The sequence below is a fragment of the Pseudomonas sp. GW821-FHT09C08 genome (assembly GCF_059418125.1).
Window position 1 is genome coordinate 562,832 of record NZ_JBWKPG010000004.1, and the last position, 17,212, is coordinate 580,043.

Genomic DNA, 17,212 nt, shown 5'->3' on the forward strand with positions numbered 1-17,212 from the left:
CCGTGACCTTACCTGACGATTCCGATGTGCCTGACGACGATGCATGGCAGGCGATGCGTACTCAATTGACGCGGCGGATCAACGCCAGCCCCCATCCCAGCCTGCTGATCAACTGGCTCGCAGCCGCTGATCTGCGCAGTGCCGAATCAGCCAAATTACGCTCGCGCCTGATCCTCGGAGCGCCCAGGGTCTTGCGGGTCATTCGCGCCGAGTTGCGCAAGGCCTTTGAACTGGACCCGGACAAGCTGCTGCTCACCGAGCCCAAGCCGCCTGCCGCTGCGCAAAAAGTCGAGAGCCTGACCGACCGCACGCTGCGCCTGTTGGTGCTGCCTTCGGTGCCGATCAATCTCAACCAGTACACCACCCTGAGCCTCAAGGACGATCCCGCCCGCGTTCTGCCGTTTACCCCGCTGGAGGCGTTGCAACGAGTGATTGCCCTGAACCTGTTTGGGCGGCTTGCCCAGGCATACAGCGACTATTGGCAGGCGCTGGTGCCGGGATCGTGGCTGACGCGCCAGGAGCGCTGGACCCAGTTGCACCAGCAGGCGTTCGCCGACCAGGCTTTTGTGGCCTGGCAACTGGACGAGTTATCGAGTGCAGGGCGGGCCATGGTCCAGGTGCTGGTAGATGCGCCGACGGCGCAGGCGCGGCAACGCGCGGGTGAGCCGTGGGCCAGCCTCAAGGTCAGCCAGTTGATGTGGCCGGGTGTGGGCCCGCGGCTGATGCCCATCCCCGGTGCGCTGCATATTCATCGCGCGGATGACCCTGCGCAGTCGCCGCACGTGATGTACCTGCCAGGGTTGACGCGCAACTATTACGAGTACCGCTCATTCAGCCAATTGCAGTGCGGCCTGGTGGCGCTGATCCAGGGGACGTCACTGGATGAGCTGTGGCAGTGCCTGCCCTTGCGGCGTCGGCACCCGGTGTGCCCGGCGCAAATGACCGCTGCAGCGGTGTGGCAAGGTTCAGCGGTGAAGAGCGATGTGTTTGTGCTCAGCGCCCAGGCGATGCTGGAGAGCCAATGGGAAAATGAGTTGGCGTGCGCGGTGTCGATCAACCTGGCGCAGGTCTTTGCCGGTGCGCGACAGCCTCCAGTGACCGACGCCGGCCGCTATCTCGCCGACGTCGAGCGCGGCCGAACACATTGGGTGGGCACGCCACGGTTGGGGAGTATGCGCCAGCCATTGCAGGCCTGGGACCGGCATCGACGGCGTCACGAGATCATTTTCGCCAGTACGGCGCCGTGGCTGGCGATGGACACTGCGCTGCACCAAGTCAAACGCTACGAAAAAGGCCTGATGAAACTGCTGAACCCGCAGGACCCTGTGGAAGATACCCAAGCCTTGCGGGATTTCGTGACGCTTGAAGCGCAACTCAAGACTGCCGCGGACACCTTGTCCGCGCTGTTGCAGGGGGCGCAACTGCAACTGTTCGACGTGACGTTCTGGAAGGCAAAACCCGACGGTGAACGCCATCGCCTGGCCTCTGTCCTCCAACTCTGGACCGATTGGCTGCGTGGCGAAATCGAGTTGCAGCACCGACTCAAGTTGGTCCGCACGGTCCACCGCGACCTGCTGCTCGAAGTGCTGGATACGCCGCTGGCCAGCAAGCGAGCGGACAGCGAGGCCTGCGTGCTGTCGGTTCTAATGAGGGCTGGACCCGATACCGATTCTCCGTTGCACAGCCTGTTTGCGGTGACCCGCAAGGCGGCGCTCAGTGATCCCGAGCGGCGCGAACCGGCGGTGCTGTGTGCGTTCGGGCGAGACGGCGGCGTGACGGTATTTGACAGCCTTGGCGCATTATCCGTGGGGATCAGGGCCAGCCTTGGCAGCCGAGATGAATCGGTGCTGGGGCGCTACGTCGAGCGACCCAAACGCCAAAGTGTGCGTGAGCAGGCTGCCGACCAAACCCTCGCGGTGCGTTATCAAATCATCGAGGGTAACCCCGTGCTGCTGGCGCTCAAACGGCTGCTCAAGGGTTACCTGTCCCTGCAGCGCGGCCTCGATGGCGACGCCCGTGTATTCAGTGAAACCGCGGATATTGCCTTGAGCCGCCTGCTGCTGGCGGTCGAACTGGAGCAGCATCTGCATGCGCCGGTCAGCGATGCGCTGATCCAGGCGCAGGTGCATGTGGCGCTGGTGCGCAAAGCTGCGAGCGCGAAGAAAAAACTGCCGTCCTGGCTGAGCGAGGCGAGCGTGGCGCAGCGCAAGCGCTTCAAGCACCTGCTGCGCCACTCCCTGGGCAGCGTGCTGGCGTTTGAAGAGCACCTTAAACAGCGGCTGCCGGATCTGCACACCTATGCCCGTGAACGGTTGATTGCGCGCTTACGCGAGGACGGCCTGTTCCCGCAACTGGATATCGACACACCGTTTATCGACATGCCCGACCACGTCGACGGCAAGGTCTGTGGTTGGGAAAGCAGTTGTACAGTGGGCGATCGCAAGGAAGTCCTGACGCCCAGCCCCGAGCGTTCGCGGTTCAGCCTGCTGCAGTTGGCGCTGCATAACCTCGACCCGCAGATGATGCCCACGTGGTGGCGTTTCAAGTACGCCGAGTACCTCAAACCCGCGTGGAAGCAGCAACTGAGCGCGGACTACTTGATCAATATGGTGTTCTCGCTGGATATCGGCGGGCGCTACGCGGTATTGATCGACAGTGTGTTTTATTCGCCCGGTACCGACATGCGTGTGCCACAACTCTTGAGACGCGTCTTGCGGGCAGGTGCCGACGCAGATCTGTATTCGGCGGTTCGACGCGGGTTGACGCTGGAGGCGCAGCGCTTTTTCAACACCGCCATGAACGCACGCATTCCTCAGGATTTGCTGGAACATGGCGATCAATTGCAGCTGTACATCGTGCATCTGGTGGCCCATACCCTGCAGCATGATCGTTATTGCGCGGGCATCCTGGTGATTCATGACCGGCTTTCCCAACGTTGCGTGGTTTACTGGCCCGCCGCGCCGGATGGCATGAGCCTCAGTGAGTACGCCAACCTGCAAGCGGCCCAGGAACACCTGAACCGTCACTGGGCATCGCCTGATCACGTCAGCGCACTGGCACGGCACATTGCACCCGGCTGGGCGTTCGAAGCCATCAACGCGCATCCCGGGCAAACACACGCGACGTCCTTCGACCCCGCCGACTTGCGCCCTGACTACGCCCTGGTGAATGGGTTCTGGCGCGGCGTCGAGTTTGTTCGCTCGTTCTCCGTCAAACACCTGGTGCCCACTGCACGGGTCGAGGACATTGAAAAACAGATCCTCGAGCAGATTGCCAGTGACCCGCAGCACTGGCTGGCCTTGGTGCCCACCTCACACAGTGATGCCAGGGCGCTCCTGTATCAGGCGAGGGCAATTGATCTGCACCGTCAGGCGCAGGCCGTTAGTCAGTCGCGCAAAAGTCTGGAGACCTACCGCGAGCAGCGCCTGGAGGCCGAGGCGGATAGCCGAGGGCGGGCCTTGCTGTCGATTGTCCTGCCGTTTTTTGGCTTGGGTAACCAACTGTATGAGCTGCTGCTGACCGCGCGGCACTATCACCGCACGGGTGATCCTCGGGTTGCGGTGGACGTGGCATTTGGCTCGGTATTTTTGGCGATAGACCTGTTGCTGAGCTTTGTGCCCGGCCCAAAGGTGAAGGCGGGCGCGGTGGTTCGCCCGATGACGCGGTCGATAGGTGCAAGCCTGGGACGGATCCATCGTTCAACCCTCGCGCAGTTTGGTCGGCCCCTCAACCTGCCGCGATCGTCCCCGGCAGTCGCGCGGCTCAAGCCCCTGGAACGGTTTCGCGCCCCGGGCAGGCCGCACAACACGGTGGTGTTGCAGGGGCCTGGGGAAAAGGGCCTCCACGTGCGGCGCGGCGAGCACTTCTTGGTGGAAGACACGCACCATTACCCGGTTTACCGCCGTGAGGGCGAAGCGTTTTTCCGCCTGAAAAACAGCGACGCGCCGGGAACGGATGAGCTGATCCTGACGATTTATTCGCCCAAGGAATGGCTGCTGGGGGCGGATGCGCCCGTGGCCGGTCCGAGTTCCGCGCTACTCAGTCCGTGGCAAGCGGTGCAGCCGCCGAGTTGGCGCCCGCCCAGTGTGCGCATCGCCACGCACAACCGGATCCGCCAGTCATCCGCACCGGCGGATCACTGGTTCAGTTGGCGTGCACCCGCCCCCGACGCGCAGTCGCTGGCTTCCGCGGCTTCAGGGGTGTTCCATGTGCCACTGGAACCGCCAGGATTTCCCTATGACCTCATTTACGTGGGCCGGCGCTATGACACGCCCACGCAATCGGCGGCGGGTTATTACCGGTTGCTCCACCAAGGCGATCACGTGCCGCTGAGCGAGTTCGTGTTTATCGGCAAACACGAGCCACTGGTTTCCAGGGTCAGCGTGGACATTGAACGATGGACCACCACCGCGCTGGGTGAGCAACCGCTGCCGGCAACGCGTACCGCCACCGGTGAGTGGCAGCTCCATGCCCCTCTGTTCACTGGGCCGCCGGAGGCAGAGGTCGGCAGGGCGTTCCCAGGGCTGACGCGTCACAGCCGCAAGTTTGCAGTGGCCCGGGTGCTTGAGCTTTCGGACTCCTCTCGCTCGGCAACGGCCAGCCATTTGCTCAACCTGCGGGCGACGTTGGACGATTGGATGACCCCCAATCCGGTGAGGCCCGGTCAGACGGATGATTTGCTGAGGATGCTGCGGCCTGTGCAAAGGAAGCCGACGTCAGTGTTCATTGGTTACGAAGGCAAGACCCCAGGCTTTACGCGTGTCGACTTCAGGCCCCCTGTGGCGTTGGATGCGCGGCTGCGGTCCGGTGACATGTCGTTGGCGATTGAGAGAAGAACCGCCCAACGCGCGGCTGTCAGGTCAGTGCTTGAGCAGCAGGGTTTCAGCCTTCACGAATGGCAGGTAAGGCGAGGGCATGTTCCGATGCATGAACTGGTGGCGACGCATCCACGTTCAAGCCAGCTGTATTACATGACCTATCAGTGGCTTGAGCGAGGGAGCGTTCAGTTGAATATGCGCCTGACTGATGGCTGGGTGAATACGGCCATCAACGCGCATCAGGATTCAGTCGTGGCTGCAATGGTCCGAAGCGCCATGAGGGAGCAGCGCCTCGTTCCGATCGTCACCGGCATTCAATGGCCCAGCCAGGGCAATCTGCCGCCAACGGTTTATTTCGTCAAAGTGAAACCATTCTAGCCTTGATCAGCGAAGCCACGCCGGCACTGCCGAACAGGGCGGCGCTGACGCGGTTGAACCAGCTTTGACCGCTGCCACTGCGCAGGTACCGCGCAGCACCATGGGCGCCGAGGCCGTAGGCCAGCTTGCACAGCAGGTCGAGCAGGGTCCAGGTGGCGATCATGATCAGCAACTGCGGCAGGAAAGGTTGCTGGCTGCTCAGGAACTGCGGCAAAAAGGCGGCGAAAAACAGGATGTCCTTGGGGTTGCTGGCCCCCAGCACAAAAGCGCGCCCGAACAGCGCGCGAAAGCGCGGTACCGGCGCAGCCTGCGGCACTGTCGCGCCCTGGGATGGCTGGCGTGATTGCTGCCAGCTCTGCCAGGCGAGATAGAACAGGTACAGCGCGCCGACGATCTTCAGTGCGCTGAACAGGTTTTCCGACGCGAGCAGCAATGCGCCCAGGCCCAGGGCCGACGCGCTCAACAGGCAGATCGAGGCGATCACCCCGCCGAGAAAGGCCGGGTATGAGCGACGCAGGCCGTAGTTCAGGCTGTTGCTGATCATCAGCAACGACAGCGGCCCCGGGATCAGGATCACTACCAGTGCAGCGCCACTGAACAGCAGCCAGGTTTCCAGACTCATTGCATGCTCCTTTTTTTATAGAAAGACGAACTTGGCGATAAAGATCGCGCACAGCACCCACAGGCTCACGGAGATCTCGCGGTACTTGCCGGTGCCGGCCTTGAGCGCCACATAGGTGATAAAGCCCAGGGCGATCCCGTCGGCGACCGAGAAGGTCAGCGGCATCATGATCGCGGTCACGATGGCCGGGATGCTGTCGGTGGCTTCATCCCAATTGATATGGGCCATGCTCGCCATCATCAGCATCGCCACGTAAATCAGCGCACCCGCCGTGGCGTAGGCCGGGATCATGCCCGCCAGCGGCGCGAAAAACATCGCCGCCACGAACAGCACGCCGACCGTGACCGCCGTCAACCCGGTACGGCCACCGGCGGCAACACCGGCAGCGCTTTCCACGTAGCTGGTCACCGGCGGTACACCGACCATGGCGCCGAACACACTGGAGGCACTGTCAGCCTTGAGGGCGCGGGACAGGTTATCGATCCTGCCGTCGGCATTGACCAGCCCGGCGCGTTGCGCAACGCCCATCAGTGTACCGGCGGTATCGAACATGTGCACAAAAAGAAAGGCAAATACCACACTTATCATGCTCACATTGAACACACCTTTCACATCCATGGCCATCCAGGTCGGTGCCAGGCTTGGTGGGGTGGAAAGGATCCCGTTGTAATGCACCAGGCCCAGGCCCCAGCCGGCCAGGGTCACGGCGATGATGCTGATGAGGATCGCGCCGAATACGCGGTGATAGCTGAGGATCGCGATCAGCAGGAAACACACCGCCGCCAGCAGCGGCGCCGGCTCATGCAGCGAGCCGAGCTTGATCAGCGTGGCCGGGCTGTCGACGATGATCCCGGCGGTTTTCAGGCCGATCACCCCGAGGAACAGACCGACACCCGCGCCCATGGCGTGGCGCAGGCTGACCGGAATGCTGTTGAGCAGCCACTCGCGGATCCGGGAGAGCGTGAGGCCCATGAACAACACGCCGGAAATGAACACCGCACCCAGCGCGGTTTCCCAGTGATAGCCCATGGTGCCGACCACGGTGTAGGTGAAAAACGCGTTCAGGCCCATGCCCGGCGCCAGGCCTACCGGCCAGTTGGCGTACAGGCCCATCAACAGACAACCCAGCGCCGCGGCGATGCACGTGGCGACAAACGCCGCGCCATGATCGATGCCGGCGTCGGCCATGATGTTGGGGTTGACGAAGATGATGTAGGCCATGGTGATGAACGTGGTGAGGCCGGCGATCAGTTCGGTCTTCACTGTGGTGCCATGCAGGCGCAGTTTGAACAGGCGTTCCAGCCAGCCACTGCGTGCAGGTAAAAGATCCAGCGTTGGGGCTTCGGATTTGCGGCTTTCCACAGCGAGTACTCCTCAAGAGTTTTATTGTTATTTCCAGCGCCGGTCACGACAGTGGGCAGCAGCGCTTTGAGGTACTGGCGGGTTTTGTTGACCAATAGGTCAGGAACTCGCACGAAGCGAATTATGCTTTTGTATACAAATAAAGCAAATAATGTTTTCGATTGTTGGGGCGAAAGTCGATGGAAGGCCACGGGTGTGGTGTCTGGATAGGGGGGAGCCGCGTTTTTTGGTGAGCTGGGTTTGTTGGAGTGATCGGGCTTGTTGGGGGGGAACTGGGTTTATTGGGGTGAACTGGGCTTATTGGGATGAACTGGACTTGCTGGGGTGAACTGGCCTTATTGGGGTGAACTGGACTTGTTGGGTGAACTGGGCTTGTTGGGGTGAACTGGCCTTATTGGGGTGAACTGGCCTTATTGGGATGAACTGGTGCTTATTGGGGTGAACTGGACTTAATTGTGGTGAGCGGGCTTGCCCCGCGTTGGGGTGCGCAGCAGCCCCAAAACCTGCTGGCAGGTTCTGTCTGTAAGAATGCAGTGACTGAATTGGGGCTGCTTCGCACCCCAACGCGGGGCAAGCCCGCTCGCCACAAGTCAGTGCCACAGCCCCAGATCCAGTTGTTGCCCCAAGCCCTTGCCACAGCCACAGATCCAGTTGTTGCCACAAGCCCTTGCCACAACCACCTATCCAGTTGTTGCCACAAGTCCAGCCACAGCCACAAGCACATCTACAAAGCAATCACGGCTGCCCGGCAAGGGCCTGATTCACCGCCAACCAGCCCGCCACGGCTTCCTCCCCGGCTTCACTGAACGCGCGTTGCAACAGTTTCACCTGCTCACGCCGCAGTGATTGCTCGAACCGCATACCTTCCTCTGTCAGTTCCAGCAGGCGTTTGCGCTTGTCGGTCTGCGCCGCAACGCTGTTGACCAGGTGCATTTCCTGCAATTGGCGCAACGGCATGTTCAGCGCCTGCTTGCTCACGCCGAGCAGTTCCAGCAACTCCTTCACGCTCAAGGCCGGGTAGCGCGCGATAAAAAATACGATGCGCTGGTGCACCCGGCTCAGGCCGCGGCGTTCGAGCATTTCATCGGCTTTGGCAGTGAACGCCTGGTAGCCGAAGAAGAACGCTTGCATCGCCTCTTGCTGGCTGCCCTGGTTTTTAAGGTCAAGCATGTTGACGTATCCATTCAAGCTGTCGTAATTTCGGTCAACCAGTTTGACGTATTTCCCACAGGCTTTGCTACCGGTGACCTTATGGCCTTCTCTGAACGTGTTACGCGCCTCAAAAGCTCCTTGATCCGTGAAATCCTCGCGGCAGCCCAGCGCCCGCAAGTGATGTCGTTCGCCGGTGGCCTGCCGGCCGAGGCCATGTTGCCGGCCTTGCAGTGGGAGGGCATGCCGCTGAACATCGGCCAATACGGCATGAGCGAGGGCGAGCCGCAATTGCGCGAGTTGCTGGCGGCCGAGGCGCGCGCCCTGGGGGTGCCGTGCCAGGCGAGCCAGGTACTGGTGGTCAGCGGCTCGCAGCAAACCCTCGACCTGGCGGCGAAGTTGTATATCGACAAGGGCACGAAAATCCTGTTGGAAGGCCCGACCTACCTGGCCGCGTTGCAGATCTTCCAACTATTCGGCGCCGATTGCCTCACCGTGCAGCTGGAAGCAGACGGCCCCGACCTGGCCAGCTTGCGCGCCAACCTTGAACGTCATCGCCCGGCGTTCATCTACCTGATTCCGACGTTCCAGAACCCGTCCGCCGTGCGCTACAGCGAGGCCAAGCGCGAGGCTGTCGCCGCGTTGCTCGATGAATTCGGCGTCACCCTGATCGAAGACGAACCCTACCGCGAACTGACCTTCGACGGTGGCAGCGCCAAGCCCATCGTCGGCCGCCTGAACAAAGCCAGTTGGATCTACACCGGCACGGTTTCCAAAACCTTGCTGCCGGGACTGCGCGTCGGTTACCTGATCGCCAGCCCGGACCTGTTCCCGCACTTGCTCAAGCTCAAGCAGTCGGCGGACCTGCACACCAACCGCGTCGGCCAGTGGCAGGCGATGCAGTGGATCGGCACGCAGAAATACCAGCAGCACCTGGTGCAATTGCGCAGCTTTTACCGCGAGCGCCGCGATGCCTTCCAGGCGGCATTGCTGCGTCACTTCGGCGAGCTGGCCGACTGGCAAGTGCCCCAGGGTGGATTATTCTTCTGGCTGACCTTGAAACAGCCGCTCGACACCCGCACCTTGTTGGCTCCTGCGCTCGATCAGGACGTCGCGTTCATGCCCGGTGAACCGTTCTTTTCCGAGCCGGACCAGCACCTGGGCTCACTGCGACTCAATTTCAGCCATATCGACCCGTCCCGTCTGGACGAAGGTCTCAAGCGCCTGGCCGCAGTGGTCCGTCAAGCACAGCACGCGCAAGCGGCATAAGGGGAGCCCCATGTACAAGGTTTATGGCGATTACAAGTCGGGCAACTGCTACAAGGTCAAATTGATGCTCAACCTGCTGGGCATCCCGTACCAATGGGTGGATGTGGACATCCTCAGGGGTGACACGCAGACCGCCGAATTCCTGGCAAAGAACCCCAACGGCAAGATCCCGGTGCTGGAGCTCGAAGACGGCACCTGCCTGTGGGAATCCAACGCGATCCTGAATTTCCTCGCCGATGGCAGCGAATTCCTGCCCACCGAGCCGCGCCTGCGCACGCAGGTGTTGCAGTGGCAGTTCTTCGAACAGTACAGCCACGAGCCGTACATCGCGGTGGCGCGGTTCATCCAGTTTTACCTGGGGCTGCCGCAGGAGCGCCTCGAGGAATACAAGAAGCTGCACAAGGGCGGTTACAAAGCCCTCAAGGTCATGGAACGCCAGCTGCAACTGACGCCGTACCTGGTGGGCGACCAGTTCTCCATCGCGGACGTGGCCTTGTATGCCTATACCCACGTGGCCCGGGAAGGTGGTTTTGACCTGGATGCGTATCCGGGCGTGCAGGCGTGGTTGGCGCGTGTGGCCAGCCACCCCAAGCACATCGCGATGCTCGACTGAACGCCCTCAATCTGTAGGCGCCCGGCAAGCCGGGCTCCTACAAGGAGGGCATCTGGGCCTTGAGCAGGTCAAAACAGCGCTGCGCCGCCGGGCTCAGGCTCATGCCGCTGCGGCTGATCAGCCCGATCTCCCGGTTCACGCCGGGATGATCGATGTTGATGCGCTTCAAGCCTGCCAAACTGTCCGCCGCCGACTCCGGCAGCACACTGATGCCCAGCCCCTGGCGCACCAAGGCAAGGACCGTGGACATATAGTTGGCCTCCATGCCTGCGTTCATCGTCAGCTGCGTCTCATCAAACAACGCATCCACTTGCTCACGCACACTGCTGTCACGCCCGGTGAGGATGATCGGCTGGTCGGCCAGTTGCTCCAGGGTCAGCTGGCGATGGCGGGTGAGGGGATGGTCCAGCGGCACGAAGGCGCACAGTCGATCATTGAGCACCGGCACAAACGCCAGGCCGTGACTGAGCCGTGCGCGTACACCAATGCCGAAATCGACCTCGCCTGCACGTACCTGGGCATGAATGCGGTGGGCCACCAGGTCGTGCAGGCGCACTTCGATGCCGCCAAAGCGTTCGCGAAACAGCCGTAAGGCCGGGGGCAGGGTGCCGGCGCAGACCGAGGGCAGGGCGGCGATGGTGACGACGCCGCGACGCAAGGCGGCCAGGTCGCGGGAACCGGTGACAATGTTGTCCAGGTCCAGCAGCAGTTTTTCCATGGGCCCGCGCGCGTCCTGGCCGGCGGCCGTGATGCTCACATGGCGCGGGCTGCGGTCGAGCAGGGCAACGCCCAGCCAATCCTCCAATTGCTGGACTTGCACGGTTAGCGCCGAAGGTGACAGGTGCAGTTCGTTGGCCGCCTTGGTGAAACTCCCGGTACGGGCCACCGCGAGGAACGCCTGGATATGCTGGATCGAATTTTTCATTGTTGTTTTTCTCGAGCGTTTTGTTTTTACGAACATGACTCGCTGAACATTCCAATTTACAAAGGGTAACGTGATTCCAATACTCGGGGGAAAACAATAACCGGCCGCAAAGGCCGCTCTGGAGTAACCCATGCTCGCTACCCTGGGTGTCATCACCATCCTGTGCCTGCTCGCTGCCGTCATGAGCAAACGTCTCTCGCCGCTGGTGGCCCTGATCGCCTTGCCGATCATCGCCGCGTTGCTCGGTGGGTTCGGCCTGCAAACCAGCGCCTTCATCATTACCGGTATCAAGAACGTTGCCCCCGTGGTGGGCATGTTTGTGTTCGCGATCCTGTTTTTCGGGATCATGACCGATGCCGGCATGCTCGACCCCATCATTGATCGCATCCTGCGCACGGTAGGGACGCGTCCTACAAGGATTGTCGTCGGTACCGCGACCCTGGCCCTGTTGGTGCACCTCGACGGTTCCGGCGCGGTGACCTTTCTGGTGACAGTGCCGGCGATGCTGCCGCTGTATACGCGGCTGGGCATTGATAAACGTATCCTTGCCTGTGTCTGCGCGATGGCCGCCGGGGTCAACTTCCTGCCGTGGACCGGCCCGGTGCTGCGCTCCTCGGCGGCACTGCATGTGCCGGTGGCTGACCTGTTCCAGCCGCTGATCCCGGTGCAGATCGTCGGCCTGGTCTTCGTCTTCGCCTGCGCCTGGTGGCTCGGCCGCCGCGAGGAAAAACGCCTGGGCCTGGGCGCCGGTTCCAGCGTGGATGCCGTGCCGCAACGGGTGCTCAGCGACGCCGACATCCAGCTGCGCCGGCCTCGGCTGTTCTGGGTCAACCTGGTGCTGACTGTGTTGGTGATGGTGGTGATGATCGCCGGCTGGGTCGACCCGGTGGTGATGTTCATGCTCGGCACCGTGGTGGCCCTGTGCATCAACTACCCGAATGTGGACGCCCAGCGCGCCCGCATCGACGCCCATGCGAAAACCGCGCTGACCATGGCCAGTATCCTGCTCGCCGCCGGGGTGTTCACCGGCATCATGCAAGGCACCGGCATGCTCAAGGCGATTGCCGAAGTGGCGGTGGCGCAGATTCCGGCCGGCCACGGCAAGTTGATCCCGGCGGTGGTGGGCTTTATTTCCATGCCGTTGAGCATGCTGTTCGACCCCGATTCGTATTATTTCGGCGTGATGCCGGTGATCGCCGAAGTCGGCAAGGCCCTCGGTGTCGACCCGTTGCAGGTGGCCCAGGCCTCGCTGCTGGGCGTGCACACCACCGGTTTCCCGGTCAGCCCGCTGACCCCCGCGACCTTCCTGTTGGTGGGCCTGTGCAAGATCGAATTGGCCGATCACCAGCGCTTCACCATTCCTTTTCTGTTTGCCGCGTCGGTGTTGATGACCCTGACTGCGTTGCTCCTGGGAGTGATTTGAGATGAAAACCTTGCGCATCGGTTCCGGTGCCGGTTATTCCGGCGACCGTATCGAACCTGCCGTGGAACTGGCTGAACAGGGCGATCTGGATTACCTGGTCTTCGAATGCCTGGCCGAACGCACGATTGCCCTGGCGCAACAGGCGCGGATCACGGATCCCGACGGCGGCTATGACCCGCTGCTCAGTGAGCGCATGCGCCGCGTGTTGCCGTTTGTGGGGGAGGGCGCCGGGCGTCGCCGCCTGCGGGTAATCACCAACATGGGCGCGGCCAACCCGGTGTCGGCGGCGATTGAAGTGCGGCGCATCGCCAGCGAGCTGGGCCTGCGCCTCAAGGTGGTCGCGGTGGTGGGCGACGATGTCTTGGCTGCGTTGCAGCCCGAGCAAGTGCTGGATAACGGCCAGACCGTCGGTTCACTCGGCGAACGGCTGATTTCCGCCAATGCCTACCTGGGCGTGGAGGGCATCCTTGAAGCCCTGCGCGCCGACGCCGATGTGGTAATTACCGGACGTGTCGCCGACCCCTCGCTGTTCCTCGCGCCGCAGATGTTCGAGTTCGGCTGGGCCGCGGATGACTGGCAGCGCTTGGGTCGCGGCACTTTAGTTGGACATTTGCTCGAATGCGCCGGGCAAGTCAGTGGCGGCTATTTTGCCGACCCGGGCTTCAAGGATGTGGATGACCTGGCGCGCCTGGGATTCCCCTTGGCCGAGATCGATGCCGAGGGCGAAGCGCTGATCACCAAGGTTGCAGGCTCCGGTGGACGGGTCAGCCGTGCGACCTGCACCGAGCAACTGATTTATGAAGTGCATGATCCAGCGGCGTATTTGACCCCTGATGTGACCGCCGATTTTTCCCAGGTGGGTTTTGTCGAGGAAGCGGTTGATCGTGTGCGCGCCCAGGGCGCCGCGGGTCGCGCGCGACCTGAACAGTTGAAGGTCAGCGTGGGCTATCTGGATGGCTGGATCGGCGAAGGGCAGATGTCCTACGGCGGCCCCGGCGCCGTCGCACGGGCTCAATTGGCGCGGGATGTCGTACTCAAGCGTCTGGCGTTAACCGGCGTGAAGATGCAGGACGTGCGCGCCGAGCTGATCGGCATGGACTCGCTCCACGGCCCGCGCAGCAGTGTCGAGCCTTGGGAAGTGCGCTTGCGCGTCGCGGCTCGATGCGAGGAGCGTGGCGAAGCGGTACGGATCGGCAATGAAGTGGAAACCCTCTACACCAACGGCCCCTCCGGCGGCGGCGGTGCCAGTAAAAGCGTGCGCCAGGTGGTGGCGGTGGCGTCATTACTGCTGCCGCGAAGCGCGGTCAACCCGAGGATCGAAGCATGAAACTGCACACGCTGGCCCACTCCCGGACCGGGGACAAGGGCGACACCTCGAACATCTCGATCATTGCTTATCGCGCCGAGGATTACCCGTTGCTGTGTGAACAGCTCACGGCCGAACGCGTGACCGAGTTCTTTGCCGGCCTGCTGGAACCGGGTGCTGCGCCGGTGCGGCGTTATGAATTGCCCACTGTCCAGGCGCTGAACTTCGTCTTGCCGGGGATTCTGCGCGGTGGCGTGACCCGCTCCCTGGCGCTGGATGCCCATGGCAAATGCCTGGGCTCGGCGCTGCTGGATGTTGACTTGGTAATCTGAACTCAATGTGTGCGGGCTTGCTCGCGAATGCGCTTTGTCAGTCGATAGATTAATTGACTGATCCGCCGCTTTCGCGAGCAAGCCCGCTCCCACATTCGATCTTCAGTGTTTGTCAGACCGCGGCGAAGCGCTTGTCCAGGTAGTCGATGATGACCTTGGAGTCATACATCCAAGTGGTCTGGCCGTTTTCTTCGATGCGCAGGCACGGCACTTTGATCTTGCCACCTTGCTCCAGCAGGGTCTGGCGGTCCTGCTCGTTGTTTTTCGCATCCTTGAGCGCCACCGGCACATTCAGGCGGTGCAGGGTGCGGCGAGTCTTCACACAGAACGGGCAGGCGTGGAATTGATACAGAGTCAGGCCCTTGGCCGCTTCGTTGACCTGTGCCTGTTGTTCGGCGGGGCGCTGCTTTTTACGCGGACGGGTAAGGAAGTCGCCCGCGATGATGACGTGGCCGAGGCCCACTCGAAGTGCTTTGACGAACATGGCTGAAACCTCTTGCCCATGAAGAAGGGGCCGCAGCTTACCTGATTTCTGCAGGCGAAAAAAAACCGGCGATGAACGCCGGTTTTTTCCTACTCAGACGATTACTTGATCAGGCTGAGGAATTCGCTGCGGGTGGCCGCGTTTTCGCGGAACTCACCCAGCATCACCGAGGTGATCATCGAGGAATTCTGTTTCTCGACACCGCGCATCATCATGCACATGTGCTTGGCCTCGATCACGACGGCCACGCCCAGGGCACCCGTCACTTGCATCACCGCATCGGCGATCTGGCGGCTGAGGTTTTCCTGGATCTGCAGGCGGCGCGCATACATGTCGACAATCCGCGCGACCTTCGACAGGCCCAGCACTTTGCCGCTCGGGATGTAGGCAACGTGCGCCTTGCCGATAAACGGCAGCAGGTGGTGTTCGCACAACGAATACAACTCGATGTCCTTGACCAGCACCATTTCGCTGTTGTCAGAGCTGAACAAGGCACCGTTGGTGACTTCTTCCAGGGTCTGTTCATAGCCGCGGCAAAGGTACTGCATCGCCTTGGCGGCACGCTTTGGCGTGTCGAGCAGGCCCTCGCGGGAAACGTCCTCGCCGAGTTGGCCGAGGATCGCGGTGTAATTCTGTTCCAGGGACATGAAACTACCTGTGGGATTTTCGCAAAGCGCAAGGTTACGGTGGCGGGCACATCGCTGCAAGCCTGACGATGGCACTTGTTACTCGTCACGCCCTTCCATCATGGTGCGCTTGAGCATCACATACACCGCCCCCGCGCCGCCGTGGCGGGCCTGGCAGGAGGTGAAGCCGAGTACCTGGGTGTGCTGGCGCAGCCAGGTGTTGACGTGGCTTTTGATCATCGGACGCTTGCCGTCCAGTCGCACAGCCTTGCCGTGGGTGACGCGCACGCAGCGGATTTCAAATTTGGTGGCTTCGGCGAGGAAGGCCCACAGGGTTTCGCGGGCTTTTTCCACGGTCATGCCGTGCAGGTCGAGGCTGCCTTCGAACGGGATCTGGCCGGCCTTGAGCTTGCGCATCTGGCTTTCCTGCACGCCGTCGCGGGCCCACATGAGTTCGTCTTCGGGGCCGACATCGATCACGAACTGGTCCGACAGGCCATCCACGGTGGTGGCGTCGGTGCGCACGGTTGCAGCCTGGCGCAGTTTGGCGATCTGCGCCCGGTCGGCCTTGGGTTTGCCGGTGTCGGCGCGGTCGTGCTTGATCGGCTTGACGCCGCGCAGCTCGTTTTTGAACAGGGAAAAATCGTCGTCTTGCATGTCAGCCTCCGCGAAGGGCGGGCAGTTTACCTAAATCGCGGCGGCCAGGGCGCAGGAAACGCTATCCAAGCGCCATCAGTCGTGCTTTTTCATCAGGTGTGAAGCGATGTTCAGCGACAACGGCTGACGCATCTTCCGACGGCTGCGACGCCACAGCCAGACGCCCAGCCACAGCACCAGCAGGCCAACGACCGCCAAGATCGCCGAGCCACCGGGGCTGGCATTCAGTTCGCCAAGGGCCGGCGAGTGACCGAATAAACCAGCGGCACCCGCACCCGCCAGCAGCACACCAACAATCGCCAGCAGCGCGGCAATGCCGGCCACCAGGCGCAGACGCCAGTTGCTCGGGCCCTTGGGGCGCAAGCGACGAGCATCAAAACCATCGGATATCTTCATTCCGACCTTTCCTCCAGGGTATCGGCCCTTCGACCGGAAGATACACAGGTTGTTCCTGTACCCGAGGTAATTGCAGCAAATGACAGGCATTTGCAGATGAGCGGGACATAAAACACGCCGCGCCGCTCATCCCATGGGTCGATCAGATCAGATCTTTGGTCAACGCGAGGGTCGCGAAGTTGTCGGCCATGATGGCCATTTCGGTCTGTTGCACGTGCTCGGCGCTGAGGATGCCGCCCTTGTAGGGCAGGTCGCGTGTCGCACAGGCGTCTTCCACCAGGGTGCAGCGAAAGCCCAGGTTCTTGGCGGCGCGCACGGTGGTGCTGACGCTGGAGTGGCTCATGAAACCGCAGACGATCAGGTCCAGGGAGCCAAGGTCCTGCAGGTGTTTTTCCAGGCCGGTGCCGTGGAACGCGCTGGGCAGCAGTTTGCCGATGATGGTCTCGTCGCCGACAGGTTCCAGGCCGGGGATGAATTCGCCGCGCTCGCCTTGCGGGTCGAACAGGCCGCCAACGGTGCCCAGGTGACGCACATGCACGATCGGGCGCCCGGCGTTGCGCGCGGCAGCGGCCAGTTGCTGGATGTTGGCGACCGCCGCGTCCATGCCCGAGAGGGCGAGCGGGCCGCTGAGGTATTCCTTCTGGGCATCGATGATCACGAGGGTCGCATGGCCAAGGTTGGCTGCCGCATAACCACGACCGCTGAGTTGAAACATCGTCTTTGGAACGGACATTCTGGGGGCTCCTGTGAGTGGGGCTTTTGTGACATTGTCCACTGGCTGAGCGGTTCTGTGAATCGCTACCATCGTAAGGTACGCCGTTGTTGACGTGCAGCCATGTCAAGTGGGCGGCTT

General features: G+C 62.0%; 15 protein-coding genes. 6 read left to right on the forward strand and 9 right to left on the reverse strand.

The genetic code is table 11. The features are described 5' to 3' along the window. Positions 1-2: 2 nt before the first annotated feature. On the forward strand, positions 3-5,195 hold the full coding sequence (locus AC07OJ_RS17215; RefSeq protein ID WP_495094857.1) for a dermonecrotic toxin domain-containing protein: 5,193 nt from the start codon (positions 3-5) through the stop codon (positions 5,193-5,195). Here AC07OJ_RS17215 and AC07OJ_RS17220 read toward each other — a convergent pair. The 3 genes from AC07OJ_RS17220 to AC07OJ_RS17230 all read right to left on the reverse strand — a co-directional run bounded on the left by AC07OJ_RS17220 (position 5,176) and on the right by AC07OJ_RS17230 (position 8,349). Further along, positions 5,176-5,817, reverse strand: a complete 642-nt coding sequence (locus AC07OJ_RS17220) for a LysE family translocator (protein WP_065903413.1) — start codon at positions 5,815-5,817, stop codon at positions 5,176-5,178. The two genes, AC07OJ_RS17215 and AC07OJ_RS17220, sit on opposite strands and share 20 nt — an antisense overlap. Positions 5,818-5,832: 15 nt before the next feature. After that, complete coding sequence (locus tag AC07OJ_RS17225) at positions 5,833-7,179, reverse strand: NCS2 family permease (RefSeq protein ID WP_065903410.1); 1,347 nt, start codon at positions 7,177-7,179, stop codon at positions 5,833-5,835. A 735-nt stretch (positions 7,180-7,914) separates the two neighbouring features. Then, on the reverse strand, positions 7,915-8,349 hold the full coding sequence (locus tag AC07OJ_RS17230; protein ID WP_065903407.1) for a MarR family winged helix-turn-helix transcriptional regulator: 435 nt from the start codon (positions 8,347-8,349) through the stop codon (positions 7,915-7,917). Between the two features lie 81 nt (positions 8,350-8,430). Between AC07OJ_RS17230 and AC07OJ_RS17235 the strand changes: the two genes are divergently transcribed. Both AC07OJ_RS17235 and AC07OJ_RS17240 read left to right on the forward strand, forming a co-directional pair. Then, positions 8,431-9,597 carry an aminotransferase-like domain-containing protein gene (locus AC07OJ_RS17235; protein ID WP_120449298.1) on the forward strand — a complete coding sequence of 389 codons (1,167 nt, stop codon included), beginning with the start codon at positions 8,431-8,433 and terminating at the stop codon, positions 9,595-9,597. 10 nt (positions 9,598-9,607) lie between these two features. Beyond that, entirely contained in the window at positions 9,608-10,210 is a 603-nt protein-coding gene (locus AC07OJ_RS17240; protein WP_213554578.1) for a glutathione S-transferase family protein, read from the forward strand. Positions 10,211-10,247: 37 nt separating this feature from the next. Here AC07OJ_RS17240 and AC07OJ_RS17245 read toward each other — a convergent pair whose 3' ends face one another. Next, positions 10,248-11,135: a LysR family transcriptional regulator gene (locus tag AC07OJ_RS17245; RefSeq protein ID WP_065903398.1), complete on the reverse strand. Its 888-nt coding sequence runs from the start codon at positions 11,133-11,135 to the stop codon at positions 10,248-10,250. A gap of 130 nt (positions 11,136-11,265) precedes the next feature. Here AC07OJ_RS17245 and AC07OJ_RS17250 point away from each other — a divergent pair, with 130 nt between their 5' ends. From AC07OJ_RS17250 to AC07OJ_RS17260, 3 genes are read left to right on the forward strand one after another with little or no spacing between them, the layout of a single operon-like run. Beyond that, on the forward strand, positions 11,266-12,558 hold the full coding sequence (locus AC07OJ_RS17250; protein ID WP_262132059.1) for a CitMHS family transporter: 1,293 nt from the start codon (positions 11,266-11,268) through the stop codon (positions 12,556-12,558). 1 nt (position 12,559) lies between these two features. After that, complete coding sequence (locus AC07OJ_RS17255; RefSeq protein ID WP_495094858.1) at positions 12,560-13,885, forward strand: acyclic terpene utilization AtuA family protein; 1,326 nt, start codon at positions 12,560-12,562, stop codon at positions 13,883-13,885. Next, a complete protein-coding gene (locus tag AC07OJ_RS17260; RefSeq protein ID WP_106803065.1) occupies positions 13,882-14,196 on the forward strand; it encodes an AtuA-related protein in 315 nt (104 codons plus the stop codon). The genes AC07OJ_RS17255 and AC07OJ_RS17260 overlap by 4 nt, the downstream gene beginning before the upstream one ends. A gap of 112 nt (positions 14,197-14,308) precedes the next feature. On the opposite strand, the gene AC07OJ_RS17265 is transcribed toward AC07OJ_RS17260, so the two are convergent. From AC07OJ_RS17265 to AC07OJ_RS17285, 5 genes are all read right to left on the reverse strand, one after another. Continuing rightward, positions 14,309-14,680, reverse strand: a complete 372-nt coding sequence (locus AC07OJ_RS17265) for a glutathione S-transferase N-terminal domain-containing protein (RefSeq protein ID WP_065903382.1) — start codon at positions 14,678-14,680, stop codon at positions 14,309-14,311. Positions 14,681-14,781: 101 nt separating this feature from the next. Continuing rightward, on the reverse strand, positions 14,782-15,327 hold the full coding sequence (gene folE, locus AC07OJ_RS17270) for a GTP cyclohydrolase I FolE (protein ID WP_003442011.1): 546 nt from the start codon (positions 15,325-15,327) through the stop codon (positions 14,782-14,784). A 78-nt stretch (positions 15,328-15,405) separates the two neighbouring features. Further along, the gene (locus AC07OJ_RS17275; protein ID WP_057721413.1) at positions 15,406-15,963 is read right to left on the reverse strand and encodes a Smr/MutS family protein; all 558 of its coding nucleotides are present in this window, start codon (positions 15,961-15,963) and stop codon (positions 15,406-15,408) included. A gap of 75 nt (positions 15,964-16,038) precedes the next feature. Next, a complete protein-coding gene (locus AC07OJ_RS17280) occupies positions 16,039-16,359 on the reverse strand; it encodes a hypothetical protein (protein ID WP_120449294.1) in 321 nt (106 codons plus the stop codon). Positions 16,360-16,501: 142 nt separating this feature from the next. Further along, positions 16,502-17,092, reverse strand: a complete 591-nt coding sequence (locus AC07OJ_RS17285) for a cysteine hydrolase family protein (RefSeq protein WP_065903371.1) — start codon at positions 17,090-17,092, stop codon at positions 16,502-16,504. Positions 17,093-17,212: the final 120 nt, after the last annotated feature.

Bases quoted from the DNA above. Each gene is read 5' to 3' on its own strand.
- AC07OJ_RS17250 (WP_262132059.1), top strand. From the start codon at position 11,266: ATGCTCGCTACCCTGGGTGTCATCACCATCCTGTGCCTGCTCGCTGCC.
- AC07OJ_RS17220 (WP_065903413.1), bottom strand. From the start codon at position 5,817: ATGAGTCTGGAAACCTGGCTGCTGTTCAGTGGCGCTGCACTGGTAGTG.
- AC07OJ_RS17255 (WP_495094858.1), top strand. From the start codon at position 12,560: ATGAAAACCTTGCGCATCGGTTCCGGTGCCGGTTATTCCGGCGACCGT.
- AC07OJ_RS17235 (WP_120449298.1), top strand. From the start codon at position 8,431: ATGGCCTTCTCTGAACGTGTTACGCGCCTCAAAAGCTCCTTGATCCGT.
- AC07OJ_RS17280 (WP_120449294.1), bottom strand. From the start codon at position 16,359: ATGAAGATATCCGATGGTTTTGATGCTCGTCGCTTGCGCCCCAAGGGC.
- AC07OJ_RS17260 (WP_106803065.1), top strand. From the start codon at position 13,882: ATGAAACTGCACACGCTGGCCCACTCCCGGACCGGGGACAAGGGCGAC.
- AC07OJ_RS17230 (WP_065903407.1), bottom strand. From the start codon at position 8,349: ATGCTTGACCTTAAAAACCAGGGCAGCCAGCAAGAGGCGATGCAAGCG.
- AC07OJ_RS17265 (WP_065903382.1), bottom strand. From the start codon at position 14,680: ATGTTCGTCAAAGCACTTCGAGTGGGCCTCGGCCACGTCATCATCGCG.
- AC07OJ_RS17245 (WP_065903398.1), bottom strand. From the start codon at position 11,135: ATGAAAAATTCGATCCAGCATATCCAGGCGTTCCTCGCGGTGGCCCGT.
- AC07OJ_RS17240 (WP_213554578.1), top strand. From the start codon at position 9,608: ATGTACAAGGTTTATGGCGATTACAAGTCGGGCAACTGCTACAAGGTC.
- AC07OJ_RS17275 (WP_057721413.1), bottom strand. From the start codon at position 15,963: ATGCAAGACGACGATTTTTCCCTGTTCAAAAACGAGCTGCGCGGCGTC.
- folE (WP_003442011.1), bottom strand. From the start codon at position 15,327: ATGTCCCTGGAACAGAATTACACCGCGATCCTCGGCCAACTCGGCGAG.
- AC07OJ_RS17285 (WP_065903371.1), bottom strand. From the start codon at position 17,092: ATGTCCGTTCCAAAGACGATGTTTCAACTCAGCGGTCGTGGTTATGCG.